This is a genomic window from Caballeronia insecticola (genome assembly GCF_000402035.1).
GTDB lineage: Bacteria > Pseudomonadota > Gammaproteobacteria > Burkholderiales > Burkholderiaceae > Caballeronia > Caballeronia insecticola.
Window position 1 is genome coordinate 142,402 of the sequence record NC_021294.1, and the last position, 20,689, is coordinate 163,090.

The window sequence follows — 20,689 nt, forward strand, 5'->3', positions numbered from 1 at the left end:
GCCGGAAGGAAGCCGGCCTTTTAATCACGCAAGCGTCATGCCAGTGCATGAAGCGGATGCCGAAGAGCGTCGATGTCTCGTTGCGTGCGCCGACTGTGGCGAAATCAGAGCAAAGTGTCCCATTCGCCAAGCAATCTTCCGCTTAGGGCTAACACTCACTAAGGCATTGCTTATGCCCGCACAAGTTAATCGTGAATTCCTTTCGCTGCCGCCAGTGCTTACTCTGCAATCACAGCAGCCGCAGCACATCAGCGCGACGCTCGCTTCTGCACATCGGGGCGCACGTCTCTTTCATCGTCACTGTCGAGGAAACGGAATGAACGACTTCAGCAAGGCCGCCGTCGAGGCGGCGCGCAACCCGTCCGATCCGCGCTCGCGCTATGCGGCCGGCGTCATGAAGTATCGCGAGATGGGCTACTGGCAGCCCGACTACATACCGAAGGATACGGACGTGATCGCGCTGTTTCGCATCACGCCGCAAGCAGGCGTCGAACCGGAAGAGGCCGCTGCGGCCGTGGCAGGCGAATCGTCGACGGCGACGTGGACCGTTGTGTGGACCGATCGCCTCACCGCTTGCGACATGTACCGCGCGAAGGCGTATCGCTGCGAGCCGGTGCCGAACTCACGCGCCGACGAGCCGCAGTACTTCGCGTACATCGCCTACGAACTCGATCTGTTCGAGGAAGGATCGGTTGCGAACCTGACGGCGTCGATCATCGGCAACGTGTTCGGCTTCAAACCGCTGAAGGCGCTTCGTCTCGAAGACATGCGCATTCCCGTCGCTTATCTGAAGACGTTTCAAGGACCGCCGACGGGCATCGTCGTGGAGCGCGAACGGCTCGACAAGTACGGTCGCCCGCTGCTCGGCGCGACCGTGAAGCCGAAGCTCGGCTTGTCGGGGAAGAACTATGGGCGCGTCGTGTACGAAGGCCTCAAAGGCGGACTCGACTTCCTGAAGGACGACGAGAACATCAATTCGCAAGCGTTCATGCATTGGCGCGACCGCTATCTCTTCGCGATGGAAGCCGTGAACCGCGCGCAGGCCGAAACGGGCGAAGTGAAAGGCCACTATCTCAACGTAACCGCCGGCACGATGGAGGACATCTACGAGCGCGCCGAATTCGCGAAGGAACTGGGCTCGTGCATCGTGATGATCGATCTCGTGATCGGCTGGACCGCGATTCAGTCGATGTCGAAGTGGGCGCGCAAGAACGACATGATCCTGCACTTGCATCGCGCGGGGCACGGCACTTATACGCGGCAGCGCAATCACGGCATCTCGTTTCGCGTGATCGCGAAGTGGCTGCGCATGGCGGGCGTGGATCACGCGCATGCAGGCACGGCGGTGGGCAAGCTCGAAGGCGATCCGCTTTCGGTGCAGGGCTATTACAACGTGTTGCGCGAGGCACGCAACGAAGTGGATCTGTCGCGCGGCATCTTCTTCGATCAACCGTGGGCGGGCCTGCGCAAAGTGATGCCGGTGGCCTCGGGCGGCATTCATGCGGGGCAGATGCATCAGCTGCTCGATCTCTTCGGCGACGATGCGATCCTGCAATTTGGCGGCGGCACGATCGGACATCCGCAAGGCATTCAGGCGGGCGCAACGGCCAATCGCGTCGCACTCGAAGCGATGGTGAAAGCGCGCAACGAAGGGCGTGATATCGCGAACGAAGGCCCCGATATTCTCGAAGCCGCAGCGCGTTCGTGCACGCCGCTCAAGCAGGCGCTCGACACTTGGCGCGATGTGACCTTCAACTATGCATCGACGGATACGCCGGATTTCGCGGTGACGGCAACTGCATCGGCCTGAGTGAATCCATCGACTGAAATCAAATGACATCAATTGATTAGGATGACAAATGAAAATCACGCAAGGCACGTTTTCATTCCTGCCTCCTCTGACCGATGAGGATATCTCCGCGCAGATCAACTATGCGCTGGATCAGGGCTGGGCCTGTTCAGTCGAATTCACCGACGATCCGCACCCGCGCAATACCTACTGGGACATGTGGGGCATGCCGATGTTCGATCTCCACGATGCCGCCGGCGTGCTGATGGAGGTGAACGCCTGCCGCAAGACCTATCCGCATCATTACATCAAGGTCAATGCGTTCGACTCGTTGCGCGGCTTCGAAACGATGCGTATGTCTTTCATCGTGAATCGGCCGGAAGAAGAAAAGGGCTTCCGTCTCGAACGTCAGGACGGTCAGGGCCGCGTGCAGCATTACGCGATCCGTACTTACGCAACCGACCGCCCGGGCGGCGAACGCTACTGATGAGGAGGCGAAATCATGAGCGCCGAAGCCACGCTCGAAGCCGTGCCCGATCAAACGAGCGAATCGCCCGCGACGCATGCCGATTTGATGGCGCTGTATCGCGAATCGCGCATCGGCGAAGTGCTGGCGGAACTGGACCGCGATCTCATCGGGCTCGCGCCGGTGAAGACGCGCATTCGCGAGATCGCGGCGCACCTGCTCGTGGAACGCGCCCGCGAAACGCTCGGTATCGCCTCGGGTGCGCCCACGCTGCACATGTGCTTCTCGGGCAATCCCGGCACCGGCAAAACAAGCGTTGCGATGCGCATGGCGCAGGTGCTGCATCGTCTGGGCTATATCCGGCGCAATCATCTCGTCTCGGTGACGCGCGACGATCTCGTCGGCCAGTATATCGGCCACACCGCGCCGAAAACGCGCGAAGTGCTCAAGCGTGCGATGGGCGGCGTGCTGTTCATCGACGAGGCTTATTACCTGTATCGCCCGGAGAACGAGCGCGATTACGGACAGGAGGCCATTGAGATTCTGCTGCAAACGATGGAGAACCAGCGCGACGATCTCGTCGTGATTCTCGCCGGATACGAGTCGCGTATGGAAACGTTCTTTCATAGCAATCCCGGCTTTCGTTCGCGTATCGCGCATCACATCGTGTTTCCCGATTACGCGCCCGATGAGCTTCTGCAGATCGCCGCGCACATGCTCGCCGACATGCATTACCGCTTCGACGACGACGCGCGCCGCGCCTTCGAAGAGTATCTCGCGCGCCGCATTCGTCAGCCGAACTTCGCCAACGCGCGTTCCGTGCGCAATGCGCTGGATCGCGCGCGGCTGCGTCAGGCGAATCGTCTGTTCGCTGCGGCGGAACGAGGCAGCGGCGCCACGGACGCCGCCGCGCTGATGCAACTCGACGCGAGCGATATCCGCGCGAGCCGCGTGTTCACCGATTCATAACGAAGGAGAGCGCGATGCAGGATGGACGCACGACCTTATCGAAGTTCCTGATCGACACGCTGGATCGCAAGCCCGGGCCGGAAGCGGCGAGCGGCCTTTCCGCGCTGCTCATCGACGTGGCCGCATCGATCAAGACGATCGCGGCGGCACTGACACGCGGTGCGCTCGGCGGCCAGCACGGCTCGGCGCAATCGGTCAACACGCACGGTGAAGAGCAGAAGAAGCTCGATCTCGTGACCAACGACATCTTCCTGCAGCACTGCGAGTGGGACGGCCTGCTGGCGGGCATGGTGTCGGAGGAGATGGACGGCGTCTATGCCATTCCGGATGCATATCCGCGAGGCGAGTATTTGCTCGCATTCGATCCGCTCGATGGTTCCTCGAACATCGATATCAACGGCGTGGTCGGCTCGATCTTCTCCGTGCTCAAACGCGCACCCGACGAAAGCCATGCAGCCGACGAAGCATCGTTCCTGCGCCCGGGCCGCGAACAGGTTGCAGCGGGCTACGCGATCTACGGTCCGTCGACGATGCTCGTGCTGTCCGTCGGCAACGGCACGCACGGCTTCACGCTTGAACGCGATGTCGGCAATTTCGTGCTCACGCATTCCGATATCCGCATTCCCGAGGATTCGTGCGAGTTCGCGATCAACGCATCGAACGAACGCTTCTGGGAGCCGCCCGTGCGCCGCTACGTGCAGGAATGCAAGGACGGCCGCACCGGCTGTCGCGCGCAGGACTTCAACATGCGCTGGATCGCGTCGATGGTGGCGGAAGTGCATCGCATCCTGATGCGCGGCGGCGTGTTCATGTATCCGCGCGACTTCAAGACGCCCGCGATGGAAGGACGTCTGCGTCTGCTGTACGAAGCGAATCCGATGAGCTTTATTGTCGAGCAGGCGGGCGGGCTGTCGATCACCGGGCGCGAACGCATTCTCGATATGAAGGCGCGCGCGTTGCATCAGCGTGTGCCGGTGATTCTCGGTTCGCGCAATGAAGTGGCGCGTATTCATCGCTATCACGGCGAATACGACCGCGGCGAGGACAAACCTTTTACGTCGCCGCTCTTCAACGAACGCTCGCTGTTCCTGCCAGAAACGCCGGCGTGATCCTCACGTAGGGCGCTCATTAAACAGATAAAGGGAGGCAGCGCATGTCCATCAAGCATCCGATCATCGCGGTGACCGGTTCGAGCGGTGCCGGCACCACCACCGTCATGAAGAGCTTCACGCACATCTTCAGGCGCGAAAAAATCAATGCGCAGATTGTCGAAGGCGATGCGTTCCATCGTTACGATCGCCTCGGCATGCGTGAAGCGTTGAAGCAGAGCGAGCGCGACGGCCTGCTCAACTTCAGTCACTTCGGGCCGGAAGCGAACCTGCTCGAAGAACTCGAAGCCTTGTTTGCAAGCTATGGCGAATCGGGCGGCGGCAAGACTCGCCATTACGTTCACGACGAAGGCGAGGCCGTGCATTACAAGCAGGACGCCGGCACTTTCACGCCGTGGGAAGAGATCGCCGCAGGCACGGACCTGATGTTCTACGAAGGCCTGCATGGCGCGGCCGTCACGGATCGCGTGGATGTCGCGCGGCATGCGGATCTGCTCGTCGGTGTCGTGCCGATCATCAATCTCGAATGGATTCAGAAGCTGCATCGCGACCAGACGATGCGCGGTTATTCGCATGAAGCGGTGGTCGATACGATCCTGCGCCGCATGCCCGATTACGTGAACTACATCTGCCCGCAGTTTTCGCGCACGCACGTGAATTTTCAGCGCGTACCGACCGTGGATACGTCGAACCCGTTCACCGCGCGCGAGATTCCGCAGCCCGACGAGAGCTTCGTCGTGATTCGCTTCACGAAGCCGAAGGGCATCGACTTTCCGTATCTGCTCACGATGCTGCACGACTCGTTCATGTCGCGCCCGAACGTGATTGTCGTGCCCGGCGGAAAGATGGGACTCGCAATGCAGCTCATCTTCACGCCGATGATCCTGCAGCTGCGCGACCGGTGCGCGCGCGCATAAACCGTTTTCATCCATCGCATCCAGGGAGGCATTTCATGAATGCCGTTGCCGAGGCTTTGCCTCAACTTCAGCGCTCGTCCGATACGCGACAGATGGCGAACGCGCTGCGCATGCTCGCCGTCGATGCCGTGCAGCAGGCCAATTCCGGGCACCCCGGCATGCCGATGGGCATGGCGGAGATCGCGGTCGCGCTGTGGGGCCGTCATCTGAAGCACAATCCCGCCGATCCCGACTGGCCGGACCGCGACCGCTTCGTGTTGTCGAACGGGCATGGCTCGATGCTGCTCTATGCGCTGCTGCATCTGAGCGGCTACGACGTGTCCATCGACGAGATCAAGCGTTTCCGGCAGATGGGGAGCAAGACGCCGGGGCATCCGGAAGTGGGCGTCACGCCCGGCGTCGAGACGACGACCGGACCGCTCGGGCAGGGCCTGACGAATGCGGTCGGCATGGCGCTCGCCGAGACCTTGCTCGCGCGCGAGTTCAATCGGCCGGGACATGAGATTGTCGATCATCGCACGTATGTTTTCGTGGGCGACGGCTGTCTGATGGAGGGCATTTCGCACGAGGCGGCGTCGCTCGCGGGCACGCTGCGGCTGCGCAAGCTCACGGTGCTCTACGACGACAACGGCATTTCGATCGATGGCCACGTCGAAGGCTGGTTCGCCGACGACACGCCGAAGCGCTTCGAAGCATACGGCTGGAACGTGGTGCGCGCGGTCGATGGCCACGACGCCGGCGACGTATCGCGCGCGTTGCAGGAGGCGCGCGCATCGGATCGCCCGACGCTCATCTGCTGCAAGACGGTGATCGGCCACGGCTCCCCGACGATGGCCGGCACGCATGACGTACACGGTGCGCCGCTCGGTGCCGATGAAGTCGAGGCGACTCGCCGCGCGCTCGACTGGCCGCATGCGCCGTTCGTGATTCCATCGGCGATTCGTGCGTTGTGGGACGCGCGCGAGGCGGGCGCGGCGGCGCAGGATGCGTGGAACCGTCGCATGGCGGCGTATCGTCGCGCGTATCCAAACGAGGCAGGCGAGTTCGAGCGGCGCACGCGCGGCGCGTTGCCCGCGAACTGGCGCGACACGGCCCGTGCGCTCGTGCGCGACGCGGATCGCGCGCGGCAGACCGTAGCGACGCGCAAGGCATCGCAACTTGCGATCGAGGCGTTGGCGCGCGCGTTGCCCGAATTGCTCGGCGGTTCGGCCGATCTGAGCGGCTCCAATCTCACGCGCTGGAAAGACGCCGTGGATATGAGCGCCGCGCCGGAAAAGGCCAACTATATTCGCTTCGGCGTGCGGGAGTTCGGCATGAGCGCGGTGCTGAACGGCATCGCGCTGCATCGCGGTTATCTGCCGTTCGGCGGCACGTTCCTCACGTTTTCCGATTACTCGCGCAATGCGTTACGCATGGCCGCGTTGATGAAGACGCGCGCGGTGTTCGTCTTCACGCACGACTCGATCGGGCTTGGCGAAGACGGCCCGACGCATCAGCCGATCGAGCACGCCGCGAGCTTGCGGATGATTCCGGGCCTCGACGTATGGCGGCCTTGCGACACCGTCGAGACGATGCAGGCGTGGATCGGCGCGGTCGAGCGTGACAGGCCTTCGTGCCTGCTGCTGTCGCGGCAGAATCTGCCGTTCGTGCCGCGCGACGAAGCGCAGATCGATGCGATCGAGCGCGGCGGCTATGTGCTCGTCGATTGGCCAGAGACTTGCGAGCGCGATGCGCGCCGCGTCGTGCTGATCGCGACGGGCTCGGAAGTCGCGCTCGCGCTCGAGGCCGTCGGGCGGCTGAAGGACGAGGGCATTCTCGCGCGCGTCGTGTCGATGCCGTCGACGACCGTGTTCGACCGGCAATGCAATGCATGGCGCGAGCGCGTGCTGCCCGAAGGCGTGCCGCGCGTGGCGATCGAAGCGGGCGTCACGGCGTTCTGGCGGCAGTATGTCGGCCTGAAGGGCGGGGTGATCGGCATCGACCGCTTCGGCGAATCCGCGCCCGCGAGCGAGTTGTTCGCGCACTTCGGCGTGACGACGGACGCACTCGTCGATGAAGCGCGCCGCGTGGCCGCCTGAGATTTAGATTTCGCAACACTACTTCGAGGAGCGGTCACGATGGCTTTCATCGCACTGAGGCAGTTGCTGGATCACGCGGCGGAGCACGGTTACGGCGTGCCCGCGTTCAACGTCAACAACATGGAGCAGGTGCACGCGATCATGCAGGCGGCCGAGGCGACGAAAAGCCCGGTGATCTTGCAGGCGTCCGCGGGCGCGCGCAAATATGCGGGCGAGCCGTATTTGCGGCATCTGGTGCTCGCGGCCGTGGAGGCGCATCCGGATATTCCGGTGGTGCTGCATCAGGATCACGGCGCGAGTCCGTCCGTGTGCCAGCAGGCAATTCGCTCGGGCTTCACGTCGGTGATGATGGACGGCTCGCTCATGCCCGACCAGAAAACGCCCGCCGATTACGACTACAACGTCGAAGTGAGCCGGCGCGTCGTGGAGGCGGCGCATTCGGTGGGCGTGTCGGTCGAGGGCGAACTCGGCTGTCTCGGTTCGTTGGAAACGGGGCTTGCGGGTGAGGAAGACGGCGTGGGCGCGGCGGGCGCGTTGAGCCACGACCGCTTGCTGACCGATCCCGACGAAGCCCGCGCGTTCGTCGAGGCGACGGGCATCGACGCGCTCGCGATTGCCATCGGCACGTCGCACGGTGCGTACAAGTTCAGCCGCCAGCCTACAGGCGATATTCTCGCGATCGACCGCATCGCCCAAATTCACGAGCGGATTCCGGATACGCATCTCGTGATGCACGGGTCGTCTTCGGTGCCGCAGGAATGGCTCGCGATTATTCGCGAGCACGGCGGCGAGATTCCCGCGACCTTCGGCGTGCCGGTGGAGGAAATACGGCGCGGCATTGCGAACGGCGTGCGCAAAGTGAATATCGACACGGATATCCGGCTCGCGATGACAGGTGCGATGCGACGAGCGATGGCGTCGGCGAAAGCGGAGTTCGATCCGCGGCATGCGCTCAAGGCGGCGACGGCGGCGGCGCGGGAACTGTGTGTCGCGCGCTTCGAAGCATTCGGGTGCGCCGGGCATGCGGAGCGCATCAGACCGATGGGCCTGGAAGCAATGGCGAAGCGGTATCAGTGAGGGGCGCGGCGCGGGGTCAGGCTTCTGTCGTTTCGGCCAGATACTCGGAGAGTTCGCTGTCGACTGTCAGAAACCTGAGCGATTCCGTTCGCGCCTGCGCAACCAGCAGGCGATCGAACGGATCGCGATGCAGGTCGGGCATGTCCCGCACCGCTTTGGCGTGTTTCAGTTGGACCGGGAGGACGATGAACGGTTGCGCTTCAAGTTCGTCGAGGGCTTGTGCAGCGCGCGGTTCGAGCTTGCCGCGCGCCGCCTTGATCGACAACTCCCAGATGGTGGCCGTGCTGACGTAGACCTGCTCCGCTTCATCTATCGACTTGCGAATACGAGCAGGCATTCGCCGATCTTTCGAGACGCGCCAGATATAGACGTGAGAATCGAGCAGCACACGCATCATCGGCTCTCGTGGGTGACTTCGACTTCTTCCGGAAAAATCGGACCGTTGTACATCTGTTCGATGATGTCATCGGGCAAGGGCTTGAAGGATTCGTCCTCGAAGGCGCTCTCGTCTTCGGGATCGAACACGATGATTGAGCCTGTGGCCTCGGGATGGTCGTTGTCGAAATTCCTGACCGACCGTACCTTGAGCAGTAACACCGGGAGCTTGCCACCGATAGCCACATCTTTCCCGTCTGCGACAAGATCAAGCAGTTTCTGCAAATTACCCTGCGCTTCCTCAACACTAAAAATGTACACGATTACTCCGGATAACTAAGAAGAGATCCGATGCTATCCGAGTCCGATCACCTCGCCAATATGCCAAACGGCCAGCCCAACGAATTGGGAGCTATCTCATGCCCACCGAATCTCCGACTGCCGAACTCGGCGCAACGGCATCCACCTTTTCGCTGCCCGCGACCGACGGCAACACCTACACGCTCGATACGCTGAAGGGCGCGAACGGCCTCGTGATCGTGTTCATGTGCAATCACTGTCCCTACGTGAAGGTTGCGATTCCGCATCTGATTCGCGATGCGCGGGCGCTCGGAAAAATCGGCATCAACGTGGCGGGCATCAATTCGAACGATGCCCACGTCTACACCGACGATGCCTTCGACCGCATGATCGCGATGGCAAAAGAATGGCACCTGCCGTTCCCCTACCTGCACGACGAATCGCAGGAAGTCGCGCGTGCGTACGGCGCGGTGTGCACGCCGGAGTGCTTCGGCTTCGACGCGCAATTGCGCTTGATGTATCGCGGCCGCATCGATGCGTCGCGCAAGGAAGCGTTGCCCGATGCGCGTCGCGATCTCTATGAAGCGATGCGCGCCATCGCGGAAAACCGCGAGCCGCTGGATGAGCAATACCCCGCGCTCGGATGCTCGATCAAATGGCGCGTCTAGCCCTTCTTCTTCGTCGTCCCGGGTGCGTGCCACGCGGTGAGATCTTCCTCGGGACGATCGACCTCGCATCCCCAGTCTAGCGGCTGATCCTGATCGAAGCGCTTGCCCAGTTGCCAGGCGATTTCCGCGCGCGCGAGTTGCACGCCGAGATAGAACGCATGCCCGCCGTCGTGCTCGACCTTGAGTTCGGGATAGAGCGCGAACGGATCGGCGGCCACATGATGCCCGTCGCGGTTATAGACGTGAATGCCTTTGGCCGACACTTGCACGCGAAAATTCGGATCGCGCACGGCGGCGGCGATGGCATCGATTTCGGCGGCATCGTACGGAAACGGCCGCTTCGCGTGCAACGCGGAGAGATCGGCGTTGATGCCCTTCGGAAGCGTCTGCGTTTCGCGGGCCGCGTACATGATGCGCCGCGCGACATCCGCTTCGCGCACCGCGCGCCGCGCGTGCAAGCTGACGGACGTGGTCAGCACCGCCGCCACGCGCAATTCGGCAGCCATGCCGAACAACACCGCATTGATGCCGCTCGTGTCGGCCTCGGTCAGTTCGGTCACGTTGCCGACGCCCATCATGATCGGCACATCGGGATAGCGTTCGCGCAACGACACATATCGCGCGATGGACGCCGCCAGCCCGAACGGAATCGGATCGAGAATGGGGTCGGCGAGAAAGGCGCGTCCGCGTTTCGTCATGGCGTCGATAGCCTGATCGAGCGATGCGACGTCCGCGGGTTCGCGCGGCACGAGCACGGGCGTCGCGGCGATTTCATCGGCGATCCATAAGCTGTCGATGTTCAGGCTCATCACGTAGTCCGCGCCCGCGCGCCCGCCGCGCACGAGTTCTTCGTCGCGCATGGAATCGACGCTCACGCGATAGCCTTGCTCCTTCAGCATGATGACCGCGTCTTCGAGATGCGCAAACGCCGTTTCCGGCAAGCAGCCGATGTCGATCACATCCGCGCCTTGCCTTTTATATTCGCGCGCGCGTGCCGCAATGCCTTCGAGCGTGAGACGCGGCGCATCGACGATCTCCGCAAAAATCTCCGTCTCGTAGCGCGACAGATCGACATGCCGCGCCTCGCGTCCGAAGAACTGCGGCAAGTCCTTCACTTCCTCGGGACCGCGCTCGACTTTCACGCCGAAATGCGCGGTGAGCGCATCGAGATCGCCGCGGCATCGGCCGGGCAGGATCATGCGGCTCGTGCCTTCGGTGAGCGGAACGGCGACGCGGCGTCGCACCATATCGGCGGTCATGAGTCCCGCGACCTGCAAGCCGATCTCGCGCACTTCCCACGTAAAAGGCGCTTGCTTCGCGACGGGCGCGATGCTTTCGAGCACTTGCTGAAGGCTCAGTTGCGCAAGCCGGCCGGTCAGGAAGACGATGTGTTCCATGCAAGCTTCAGATCCGACAGGCGTTGATCGAGCGCGGCCTGCAGATCGTCGAGCGAGCGGGCCACGGTGGTGTGCGCGAACTGCGCAAGCCGCTCGACGTTCTCGAACTCGATCGCGCGCGGCCTCACTTCGACCCATTCCTTCGGGGCGTGCGTGATGACGGACGGCGCGGTGTCGCATGCGAACACGATGCCCGGCACACATTGTTTGCCGGCTTGCGCGTAGAGGTTGGTGGGCAGCGTATCGGAGATGCCGAACGCGCATTTGGCGACGGTATTGCTCGTAGCGGGTGCGATCACGACCGTGTGATAGTCGCCGTTATAGAGCATGCCGACGGGCGCGCTGCTCGCGCTGTTGTCGCGAAACACCTTGAAGTGCTCCCGTAACTTAGCGATGGGCCAGCCATACAGCGGCAGCACTTCCTCGCCGGCGGCGGAGAGAAAAAGATCGACGCCCGGCAAACGCAGCGCGAGCGCAATCGACTCTTCGATCATATGACCGGAGCCGGTCACGCACCACGCGAAGCGCGCGTCGGGCTTGAACTCGTCGAGCCGGCGGACGGGCGTGGGTTGCGTCATGCGTCGGACGCGGGGTTGTCGGATGCAGGCGTATCGTGCGACAGGCGAATATGCAGCCGATGCATCTTGCGATACAACGTGTTGCGGCTGATGCCCAGCACCTTCGCGACGTTGCTCACGTTCCAGCGATGTTCGTCGAGCAACTGAAGCACGGTTTCGCGCTCCTTCACCTGAATCGCGTTGAGCGACGACGTATCGGCATCTTCGGTGAGATGCATGAGCGGCGTGCTCGCGGCCGGACTCGGCGCACGCGTTGCGGCAGCCGTCGCGCCTGTACCGTTGACGATCTCCGGCGGCAGATGCGCGCAAAGAATCTCGGGACCGTCGCAGAGCGCGATCGCCATTTGCAGCACGTGCCGCAACTGACGGATGTTGCCGGGCCACGCATAGCTCAGCAGCGCGCCGCGCGCTTCGGCGGAGAGTTCGGGCGGATCGTCGGATTCGGTTTCGAGAATATGGCCGATCAGCGCGAGCGCATCGGCCCGTTCACGCAACGGCGGCAGATTGATCTCGATGCCGTTCAGCCGATAGTACAGATCCTCGCGGAACAAGCCGTTCTGCACGAGTTCGACGAGATTGCGGTGACTCGCGCTGATCAGCTGAAAATCCACCTTGACGGTGGTTTCCGCGCCGAGCGGCGTCACCTCGTGTTCTTCGAGCACGCGCAGGAGACGCGCTTGCAGCGCCATCGGCATGTCGCCGATTTCATCGAGGAACAGCGTGCCGCCGTTCGCCTGCACAATCTTGCCGCGCCGGCCTTCACGCTGCGCGCCCGTGAACGCGCCCGCGCGATAGCCGAACAGTTCGCTCTCGATCAGATTCTCCGGCAGCGACGCGCAATTCACCGCGACGAACGGCCCCGCGCCGTTCGGGCTGATGCTGTGCAGCGCATTGGCGAACACTTCCTTGCCGGTGCCTGTCTGGCCGCGCAGGATGATCGGAATCTTGCGCTGGATCACGCGCGCGGCAAGCTGAATTTGCGAAGCCATGCGCGGATCGCCGAATTCCAGATGCGAGAGCTTGTCGAGCCGGCCGGCGCCTGCGGACTCGCGCAGGTCTTTTCTCGGCGACTTGCTGCGCGCGTTCGGCGCGGACACATCGCGCGCGAGCGGATCGTTCAGGAGGATGCGCGTGCCGCCGGTCTTGCCGTCGCGCGCTGTCTGTGCAGTAAGGAAGAAGCGGCTGTTCGCTTTCGCGCTGTAGATGGTCACCGGATGAAACGAGCCGCGAATGCTGCGCGCGATCATGTCTTCGAGCGGCGCGTTGAACGCTTCCTCGACGCGCTTGCCGCACAATTCGGCGGGCGAGCGCAGATCGAGCTGGAACAATGCGCTGCGGCTCGCGGCCAGCACGACGCCGTCGTCGCTCACGGCGAGCTTGCCCGCGTGCAGCGTGCCGACGAACTCCGGGCGGCTGTGAAAGTGGATCATGTTCGCGTGCCGGTAACGCGCGTCGATCAAACGATTTTCGATCATCTGCCGCGACATGCCGACAAGGACGAGCGAATGCTGCTGCAGAAGCTTCGAGCGGCTGGTGACGTCGAGCACGCCGATCACTTCGCCGCGTTCGTCGAAGATCGGCGCGGCCGAGCAGGTGAGCGACGTATAGCGCGGATAGAAATGTTCGTGCTGACACACGGCGATGCAGTCGCGCTCGATAAGACACGTGCCCATGCCGTTGGTGCCAGCCTCGCGCTCGCTCCACAACGCGCCGACGCGCAAACCATCCGCCGCGACCGCTTCGCCGAACGGCACCGACGACACCTGATGCACGATCACGCCGTCTGCATCGACGAGCACGACCGCCAGTTCCGGATCGGCCAGCTGCTGGTAGAGCGTGGTCATTTCGAGCTTGGAGCACGCGATGAGATCGCTGGCGGCGTCGCGGCGTTCGTTCAGTTCGTGCTGCGTCAGCACGGGCGGCATCACGAAACGGCCCGGATCGAGCCGGAATTCGGTGAGACAGCGCAGCCACGATTGCGCGACGGAATCGCTGGCGCGACGCGCGGCCAGCGGATTGTGGACGATATTCAGCACTTCCCGGACATGCGTGTCTACGTCAGCAAGCGACGACATGGGGGCGTGTCTCCGTTGCGCCGCGTTCCGGTGCGCGCTTGCGGGCGCGTCCGTCCGGCGCAGAATCTGTTGTGGTTGCCGCTGGCGCCGCGGCCCGTTCCGACTCGATGATGGCTCTCGTGGACCCCGATCCGGCCCGTATCTCAAAAACTGTACATCCGATGGCGCATTGGTTCAATAAGGAGTCGCCTCCTGAAGCGTGAACGCGCCCGTTTTTTGCTTGGTGCTTACGGATGCTTTCTTTCAACGGGCCGTTTAGGCGGCGGGGACTTATGGGCCGATTTGAACCACTATACGAACCGATCCGCGACGCTGTTCATGTTGCGCCGCAACCTTCGGGCGATGCGCGCGTGATGGATATCGTCTATATCGAAGGGCTGACGGGGCAGACCGTGATCGGCATCGATGCGAGCGAGCTGCACGATGCGCAGGCGGTGCGCATGAGTCTGGCGATCGGCGTGCCGTCGATTCGCGCGTGCGTGACCGACCGAATCGACGACACCGTGAATTATGCGGCGGTGCGGGAAGCGATCCACGCGCTGCTCGCGTCGCATGGATTGCAGTTGCTGGAGGCGCTCGCGGAGCGCATCGCGCAGTTGATCATCGCGGATTTCGGAGCGCATTGGGTGCGCGTCGATCTGGCGAAACCCGCGAAATTCGATGATGTCGAGGCGGTCGGCGTGGTGATCGAGCGGCGGCGGGCGCGTGAGGAGCGGCCTGCCGGGCCGGTGAGTCTTGCGTGGATCGGGCGAGGGTATGTGCCGGAGTGAGGGTTTTGCGTTCTGCTCAACGCAGGCAAAAGTTCACTTCGCCGCAGCCGAAGCCTGCTTCCCTATCCCACACGCCTTATACGCGTCCTTCTGCAAGTCGCGAAACTTCTTGGTCTGCGCCTTCGCGCGATCGACCCGAAACTCCGCGCCGCCTTCGCCGCCAAGCGTGGCGTACTTCGAGAACGTCGACTGCTCGACGAAATCGTCATACGTGAGCACCTTCGCGATCTTGTCGATGGCGCACGAGCATTTATAGACGTTGACGAAGTCGTGGCCGTTGTCGTCCATGCAGCCGAGCACGTATTCCACGCGTCCTTCCGTCGGGTAGTCGTGGCTCTTGGCGGGCGCGGCGTTTCCTGCGCCCGTCGCGGCGAACGAAAGCGGCGAAATCAGCGAGAGGCAGGCGAGCAACGACAACGCGCAACAACGTAGGGTCATTTGATGAGCCTCATAGTTATCGGGTAAGACAAGCGGCCGGCGCGCGCGCAACGACAAAGAACCAGGCAGCGCGCGCGCACCGGCCGGACATCGGATCAGCTCGGCGAAAACGGATGCGACATCGTTCCCTTCTTCGATACTACCTCCTTGGCCGACGGCTCGCCCGCCACCGCGCGCGCTAGCGCTTCCTTCGTCGCCTGATAGTTGTAATCGTGGATCTTCTGGTCGTCGTCCGCTTCCCAGTGGATGAACACGCCCACGCACACGAACACATCGTCGGCTTCGTCTGCGGGAATGACGCCGGATTCCACGCTGTCGGCAACCGCCATCGCCACCGCGCGCTGCGCCGGGCCGAACATCTGCACGGCCTGCTTCGCGCCCTTGATCGTCACCTTGTTGAACAGGATCGTGTTCGGCTTGGTCAGCAGATTCGGCGCGACCACGGCGAGCAGCGACGTGAAGCCATCCTTGTTGTTCGTGAGCGCGTGACAGAACGCGGTCTCGGCAGCGGAACCTCGCGGTCCGATGATCAAGTCGATGTGTGCGACCTCGTTGCCATCGCCGACGAGCGACTCTCCTACCAGGACGCGGTTGATCTTGGCCATGCTGTTCCTCCAGTGGATTTGGTTCTAGAAACTAGCGACTTGCTCTCGACTCGCGACGGTAAGACTCAAAGCCGCGCAAGGCTCCCGGTTCGGCCGACTTTCGATGCGACCGCTCAACCGCGAACTTCCTAACATGTTCCGTGCCAATCTTTGGTCGGTCGTTCAGGCCGCGTTCGTCACGAGCGCGACGAACAGCGTCGCCACCGCCAAATCCGCGCTCGTGCCCGGATTGATGCCGCGCGCCTTCAGTCCGGCGTCCCACGCATCCAGCTCGGCGCTCTGCACGTTACGGCCCGCCGCGCGCCAGTCCGCGCGATGCAGCGCCGCATCGCGCGTGACACTTTGCGCCACCGCCGCGCCTTGCTTGCGCACTATGTGCGAGTCGGGCCACGCCGAAAGAAAGGTCAGGAATACGTCGAGCATCGCGCGATGGTCGGTCGCCGGCGTGAGCGCGTTCGCCGCATCGAGGCCCGCGCCGAAGATATCGGCGAAACCGTTCGCATACTGGCGGGCGATGCTGTCGCGCTCGGCGGCAAGCGTCATCGCCGCGCGCAGCGTGACCGTCGGCGGCGCGTGGACCGGTTGCTCGGGCGCGTCGCCCAGTCCGCCCGGATTCGCAAGCGCGATCGCGCGATAGGCGAGGCGGGCATCGTCGATATCGAGTTCCGCGAGTACGCGCACGGTTGCCGCCCGCCAGCGCGATGCATCGACCGCTTCGTGCGGCGCGAAGCGTTCGAGCGCCGCGCACAAGGGCGCAGCGAGCAGCACGATGCCGAGATTGGTGTTGCAGCCGACCGCGTCGAAGGTGCGGCGCACGGCATCGAGAATGCGCGCGCCCACCCGCGCGCCCGGCGTGAAAAGGCCCTCGGCCGCCGTGCCCGCGCTTGCGACGAACTGCGCCGACGTCATGCCGTGTCCCGCGCTCGCCACGCTCACGTTGCCGGGCTTTTGCGTCTCGACGTCGAGCCGGCACGCGCGCAAAAACGCCGTGCGGGCGCGTTCGGCGAGTGGCGCGTCACCGGAGTCCATCGCCGCTGGCGAGCGCAAGCTGGCCCTTCGATGCAGGCAGCTTGCGATCGAGCAGATCGTCGACGAGCAGCGCGGCGATATCGACCGGCGTCACCGACTGCAAACCGCGCCACGCCGCGACGCCGTTCACTTCGAGCACGACCGGCCGCGCGCCGTCCGACGGAATCAGATCGACGCCCGCGTAATCGAGCCCGAGCGCCTGTGTCGCGCGCACGGCGATGTCGGCGAGCGCGGGCGTCAGTTCCGCGGCCTCGCACCGCGCACCGCGCGCGAAGTTGTGAATCCATCCCTCGCCGCCGACGCGCTTCATCGCCGCGACCGCTTTGTCGCCGATCACGAGCACGCGCCAGTCGAAACCGGGCTTGCCCGCATCGACATAACGCTGAAGATAAGCGACCTGACTAAACGACTTGAGCGACGGCAACTTCACGCCGGGCTTGCGCAGACCTTTGCCCTGCGAGCCGAACAGCGGCTTCATCACGACCTGGCGACCCGCGGCCGTCTCGCGCATCAGCACGCGCTGCGCAAATGCGGCCGATTCGCCCGCCCATGTCGCGGGCGTTGGCACGCCGTAGCGGTTGAGCAGAAAGCTCGTCATCGACTTGTCGACGCTGCGCTCGATTGCACGCGCGTCGTTATAGACCGGCACGCCGCATTCGCGCAGCGCGTGCAAAATGCCGAGCCGCAACGTGACCTGCTCGAAGGTGCCGCCCGCGATGCCGCGCACGAACGCCGCGTCGGGCAGCGTGTGACCGAAGCCGGGAATCGCGAGGCCGAAGGGCGGCCATGTCGTGTCGATGCGGCAATCCGCGAGATCGACGCAGCGCGCTTCCACACCGCGCGCGCGGAAAGCCTTTTTGAGCCGTCCGGTGTGCCAGCCGGTCTCATCCGTCATGATCGCGACGCGCAGGCTCATGGCGCGGCTCCGGCGGCTTTCCATTGGGCGTCGAGCAAGGGTTGATCGACCTTGCCGCCGTGATACGTCGCGCCGCTCTCCAGACTCGACACCCACACTTCGGCGGGCGCGAAGAGCGCGGGGTCGATCTGATAAAAGTCGTAATTGAACGATGTGAAGATCTCCGCGAACGGCCGCCCGTAATCGCGCGCATTCGACGAAGGCAACTCGGCCGCGAGACGCTTCGCGACCGCATCGCTCTTGACAGTCAGATGCACGCGGCCGCCGTAGAGAATCGCGTCGTTGGTGCGGCCCATCGCCTGGATGCCGTCGGGCGCGGGCGGCGGAAGCGGCGCGCTGCCGCTGCCTTCGACAATCTCGCCGAGATCCACGCCCAGCACGTGCGTCTTGTGCAGCGCAACTTCGACCACGCGCGCGACGACCTGCACCGTGCCCGCCACAGACTGTGTCGGCGTCACGGCGATCACGAGATTCTGCGGCGCGAGGCCGCAATCGCCCAATACTTTGTCGATGACGACTTGCGGCGGCAGCCGGTCCACTTCCATGACGAGCGCGCCGCGATCGTGACGGTCGCGATAGCCGAGTTCGTCGAAGAGCGGCTCCTTGCAGGCGAGCGCGCGCGCCGGGCCGGACCCGAGCGAAAAGAACTTCTTGCCGCCGGTCTGCTCCTTGGTCGCCGAAAGGCTCCAGCCCGCGTACTGGCTCGCGAGGCAGGCGATCACCGGATTGCTCGTATGCACTTCGATGAAGCCGGGCCAGAGCGGTTGCGCATCGAGGGCGAAGCGCCGCGCCACGCGCCCGAGCCCGCCCATGCAGATGCGCGCGATCAGCACGCCGGCCTCGGCGCTGCCTTGGGCGTTCACACCCGCATCGACGATCACGGTGCCGCCTTCCGTGCGTGTGACATCGACGTGAAGCCGCGCGGCATCGTCGATGAGACGCGCGACGAGCCGCTCGCTCGACGCGTTGACGCTCAGCGCAGCAGGCGTGGCGGAAGATGAACTCATGACATGGACCGGGTTTCGATGCGTTGCAGAAGGCGCGCATGCTCGCGTTCGAGCGCGTCGCGCAAGTCGGAGAATGCGGGGACGACGGCGGTCATCGTGCAAACCGGCATGCCCGCTTCGATGCGCGCGCCCGCGAGCGGCACGTCGTGGCACGCGGGGTCGTCGAAGCATGCGTCGCTGAATGCGCGCGATACGTCGAAGCCGGCGGGCGCGAACACCACGCGCTGTCCGGCGAACAACGAGGGCGTATGCGCGAACGTGCGCGGCAGCGCGCCGTGCAGACACGCGTCGAGATGCGCGCCGACCAGACCGCGCGGCCACGCGTCGGGCCATGCGGCTTCGTAGAGCGCCATCGTCGATGACGGGCGCGTGTTGATTTCGAGCACGCTGAAATCGTCGCCGTCGAGCAGAAAGTCGATGCTGTTCAGGCCCGTCAGATCCGTCTTCCAGACGATCGTGCCGATAGCCGCGACGATGCGCGCGGCCGTCTCCGGCGGCAAACGCACCGGCCCGAGCGAGCCCGCGTGCACGAACGGCCATCGCCCCGCCGCAACGCTCAGTTGCTCCGCGAAGCCGATCACCGCAGCCTCGCGATGCGTGGCGACGAACAGCGCGGACATCGACCGGCCTTGCGCGAGCCGCTGAAAATAGCCGCCCGGCGGCGTGCGCGCGACGTCTTCGGCCCATTCGATATGCGTGCCGCCGCAACCGTCAGAGCGTTTGACCAGCCAGCCACGGCGATCGGCGGGCGGCGCGAAGCGCACTTCGGGATGCGCGATGCCCGCTTCGTCCAGCAGCGCGAAAAAACGCTTCGGATCGCGCACGGCGGCGGCCTGCGAACCGTTGCCGATGAAGCGCGGCACGCGCGGCGCGCGGCTCAGTTCGCCCGCGAGTGCTTCGAGCCCGCTCGTCACGATGAGGCCCAGCATGCGTGGCAGGCGCGCGGCGTGTTCGAGCGCATCGAATAGACGCGCGCGATCGATAGAAAGCCCGTTGCCGTTTTCAGTACCGATATCGAACCACATGCCCGCATCTTCACGCGTATCGCGATCGCCGAAGATATCGAGCGCGACGACGTTCAGTCCCGCGCGTCTCGCCGATTGCGCGAGCAGCCGCGCCGACAGTCCCGCGACCGCAATGCGCGGCGCGCGCGACACTTCGTCCGATTTCATGAGCTTTGTCCGCCGACGATCGCGCGGGCTTCGTCGAAGGCTTCGGGAAAGCCGAGATAGACCGGCTTGCCGCCCGTGCGCATGCGCACGAAGAGCCGGTGCTCGGCCTGATACTTCACATTGCCGATAGCCAGCGCGCCGATGCCGACCGCGTCCGAGCGTGCGGCGCCCGCGAGCGGCTTGCCGTCGTCCATCACGTTGACGCCCGCAATGCCTTCGGGCGGCACGGCGTTGACGTCGGCGGCGATCAGCAGGTTCTTCGCGTGCGCGAGATCGGCAGATGTCATCACCTGCACGCCCGCGACGGCGGTAGCGAACACCACTTCGGCGCGCGCCAGTTCGCGATGCAGTTGATCCGGCGTGCCGGTCGCGACGCCGGATGTCGCGATGTCGAAGCGCCGGTTGATTTCGTCGCTCACTTGCGTGGCGCGCGACTGGCTCGAATGACTCGCCACGGCGACGACCGCGCCGAGCGATGCCGCCATCGCCGCCGCGACGCGTCCGACCGCGCCCGTGCCGCCGAGAATCAGCACGCGCTTGCCGCCGAGATCAACGGAATGCGCGGCTTTCAGATGCTTTTCCGCAAGCGCGACGAGCGCGGCGGCTGTCGTATAAGCGCCGCTCGGATCGGTGAAGACGGAGACTTCGAAGGGCGGGACCATTGCGTTGCGGGCGCGCTCGAGCATGTCGGCGGCGAGCATCACGTCGCGTCCGCCGATGAAGATGCCGGTGCGCGACACGCCTTTCGGACCGCGCGAGAAGATCGCGTCCTGCGTGAGTTGCACGACGCTGTCTTCATCGACATTGCAGTACGGCACGAGAATCTGATAGCCCGCGTCGGCTGCCATGTTCACGTCGAACGGGCTCATCTGCGGCGTGCTGGTGAACATGTGCAGGACGTAGGGTCTTTCGGTGGCTTCGGGCATGGCGATGGACTCGTTGTCGTAGTGATGT

21 protein-coding genes are annotated in these 20,689 nt (G+C 64.1%); 9 read left to right on the forward strand and 12 right to left on the reverse strand.

Translation table 11 applies throughout. The annotated features are described in order from the left end of the window. Positions 1 to 316 precede the first annotated feature (316 nt). From BRPE64_RS14730 to fba, 7 genes are read left to right on the forward strand one after another with little or no spacing between them, the layout of a single operon-like run. Positions 317 to 1,810, forward strand: a complete 1,494-nt coding sequence (locus BRPE64_RS14730) for a form I ribulose bisphosphate carboxylase large subunit (protein WP_044042238.1) — start codon at positions 317 to 319, stop codon at positions 1,808 to 1,810. Between the two features lie 49 nt (positions 1,811 to 1,859). Beyond that, positions 1,860 to 2,276 carry a ribulose bisphosphate carboxylase small subunit gene (locus tag BRPE64_RS14735; protein ID WP_016354233.1) on the forward strand — a complete coding sequence of 139 codons (417 nt, stop codon included), beginning with the start codon at positions 1,860 to 1,862 and terminating at the stop codon, positions 2,274 to 2,276. 15 nt (positions 2,277 to 2,291) lie between these two features. After that, positions 2,292 to 3,224 carry a CbbX protein gene (gene cbbX, locus BRPE64_RS14740; protein ID WP_016354234.1) on the forward strand — a complete coding sequence of 311 codons (933 nt, stop codon included), beginning with the start codon at positions 2,292 to 2,294 and terminating at the stop codon, positions 3,222 to 3,224. A gap of 14 nt (positions 3,225 to 3,238) precedes the next feature. After that, a complete protein-coding gene (locus BRPE64_RS14745) occupies positions 3,239 to 4,333 on the forward strand; it encodes a class 1 fructose-bisphosphatase (RefSeq protein WP_016354235.1) in 1,095 nt (364 codons plus the stop codon). Between the two features lie 44 nt (positions 4,334 to 4,377). Further along, complete coding sequence (locus BRPE64_RS14750; protein ID WP_016354236.1) at positions 4,378 to 5,250, forward strand: phosphoribulokinase; 873 nt, start codon at positions 4,378 to 4,380, stop codon at positions 5,248 to 5,250. Between the two features lie 35 nt (positions 5,251 to 5,285). Next, positions 5,286 to 7,328: a transketolase gene (tkt, locus tag BRPE64_RS14755; RefSeq protein ID WP_016354237.1), complete on the forward strand. Its 2,043-nt coding sequence runs from the start codon at positions 5,286 to 5,288 to the stop codon at positions 7,326 to 7,328. Between the two features lie 39 nt (positions 7,329 to 7,367). After that, on the forward strand, positions 7,368 to 8,405 hold the full coding sequence (gene fba, locus BRPE64_RS14760; RefSeq protein WP_016354238.1) for a class II fructose-bisphosphate aldolase: 1,038 nt from the start codon (positions 7,368 to 7,370) through the stop codon (positions 8,403 to 8,405). Between the two features lie 16 nt (positions 8,406 to 8,421). Here fba and BRPE64_RS14765 read toward each other — a convergent pair whose 3' ends face one another. Together BRPE64_RS14765 and BRPE64_RS14770 are read right to left on the reverse strand one after the other, a co-directional pair. Continuing rightward, positions 8,422 to 8,802 (reverse strand): type II toxin-antitoxin system VapC family toxin, encoded by a 381-nt coding sequence (locus BRPE64_RS14765; protein ID WP_016354239.1) that lies wholly within the window; start codon positions 8,800 to 8,802, stop codon positions 8,422 to 8,424. Beyond that, complete coding sequence (locus BRPE64_RS14770; RefSeq protein ID WP_044042240.1) at positions 8,799 to 9,101, reverse strand: hypothetical protein; 303 nt, start codon at positions 9,099 to 9,101, stop codon at positions 8,799 to 8,801. Before BRPE64_RS14770 ends, BRPE64_RS14765 begins: the two co-directional genes overlap by 4 nt. Before the next feature lie 98 nt (positions 9,102 to 9,199). Between BRPE64_RS14770 and BRPE64_RS14775 the strand changes: the two genes are divergently transcribed. Then, complete coding sequence (locus BRPE64_RS14775; protein ID WP_016354241.1) at positions 9,200 to 9,748, forward strand: thioredoxin family protein; 549 nt, start codon at positions 9,200 to 9,202, stop codon at positions 9,746 to 9,748. On the opposite strand, the gene BRPE64_RS14780 is transcribed toward BRPE64_RS14775, so the two are convergent. The 3 genes from BRPE64_RS14780 to BRPE64_RS14790 are packed head-to-tail and all read right to left on the reverse strand — an operon-like array spanning position 9,745 to position 13,798. Then, a complete protein-coding gene (locus tag BRPE64_RS14780) occupies positions 9,745 to 11,145 on the reverse strand; it encodes a DUF6513 domain-containing protein (protein WP_016354242.1) in 1,401 nt (466 codons plus the stop codon). The two genes, BRPE64_RS14775 and BRPE64_RS14780, sit on opposite strands and share 4 nt — an antisense overlap. Then, positions 11,124 to 11,723: a flavoprotein gene (locus tag BRPE64_RS14785; protein ID WP_016354243.1), complete on the reverse strand. Its 600-nt coding sequence runs from the start codon at positions 11,721 to 11,723 to the stop codon at positions 11,124 to 11,126. The genes BRPE64_RS14780 and BRPE64_RS14785 overlap by 22 nt, the downstream gene beginning before the upstream one ends. Further along, entirely contained in the window at positions 11,720 to 13,798 is a 2,079-nt protein-coding gene (locus BRPE64_RS14790) for a sigma-54-dependent Fis family transcriptional regulator (protein ID WP_044042242.1), read from the reverse strand. The genes BRPE64_RS14785 and BRPE64_RS14790 overlap by 4 nt, the downstream gene beginning before the upstream one ends. A gap of 272 nt (positions 13,799 to 14,070) precedes the next feature. Here BRPE64_RS14790 and BRPE64_RS14795 point away from each other — a divergent pair, with 272 nt between their 5' ends. After that, entirely contained in the window at positions 14,071 to 14,568 is a 498-nt protein-coding gene (locus BRPE64_RS14795) for a dihydroneopterin aldolase (protein WP_016354246.1), read from the forward strand. A 33-nt stretch (positions 14,569 to 14,601) separates the two neighbouring features. Here BRPE64_RS14795 and BRPE64_RS14800 read toward each other — a convergent pair whose 3' ends face one another. From BRPE64_RS14800 to BRPE64_RS14830, 7 genes are all read right to left on the reverse strand, one after another. Further along, complete coding sequence (locus BRPE64_RS14800) at positions 14,602 to 15,006, reverse strand: hypothetical protein (protein ID WP_044042244.1); 405 nt, start codon at positions 15,004 to 15,006, stop codon at positions 14,602 to 14,604. Positions 15,007 to 15,101: 95 nt separating this feature from the next. Beyond that, positions 15,102 to 15,611 carry a formaldehyde-activating enzyme gene (gene fae, locus BRPE64_RS14805; RefSeq protein WP_016354248.1) on the reverse strand — a complete coding sequence of 170 codons (510 nt, stop codon included), beginning with the start codon at positions 15,609 to 15,611 and terminating at the stop codon, positions 15,102 to 15,104. Between the two features lie 162 nt (positions 15,612 to 15,773). Next, on the reverse strand, positions 15,774 to 16,640 hold the full coding sequence (locus BRPE64_RS14810; protein WP_016354249.1) for a triphosphoribosyl-dephospho-CoA synthase: 867 nt from the start codon (positions 16,638 to 16,640) through the stop codon (positions 15,774 to 15,776). Next, on the reverse strand, positions 16,627 to 17,556 hold the full coding sequence (locus BRPE64_RS14815; protein ID WP_016354250.1) for an ATP-grasp domain-containing protein: 930 nt from the start codon (positions 17,554 to 17,556) through the stop codon (positions 16,627 to 16,629). Before BRPE64_RS14815 ends, BRPE64_RS14810 begins: the two co-directional genes overlap by 14 nt. After that, the gene (mch, locus tag BRPE64_RS14820) at positions 17,553 to 18,563 is read right to left on the reverse strand and encodes a methenyltetrahydromethanopterin cyclohydrolase (protein ID WP_016354251.1); all 1,011 of its coding nucleotides are present in this window, start codon (positions 18,561 to 18,563) and stop codon (positions 17,553 to 17,555) included. Before mch ends, BRPE64_RS14815 begins: the two co-directional genes overlap by 4 nt. Then, complete coding sequence (locus BRPE64_RS14825) at positions 18,560 to 19,735, reverse strand: ATP-grasp domain-containing protein (RefSeq protein ID WP_016354252.1); 1,176 nt, start codon at positions 19,733 to 19,735, stop codon at positions 18,560 to 18,562. Before BRPE64_RS14825 ends, mch begins: the two co-directional genes overlap by 4 nt. Continuing rightward, positions 19,732 to 20,661, reverse strand: coding sequence for an NAD(P)-dependent methylenetetrahydromethanopterin dehydrogenase (locus tag BRPE64_RS14830; RefSeq protein ID WP_044042650.1), 930 nt, complete (start codon positions 20,659 to 20,661; stop codon positions 19,732 to 19,734). The genes BRPE64_RS14825 and BRPE64_RS14830 overlap by 4 nt, the downstream gene beginning before the upstream one ends. Between the last annotated feature and the right edge of the window lie 28 nt (positions 20,662 to 20,689).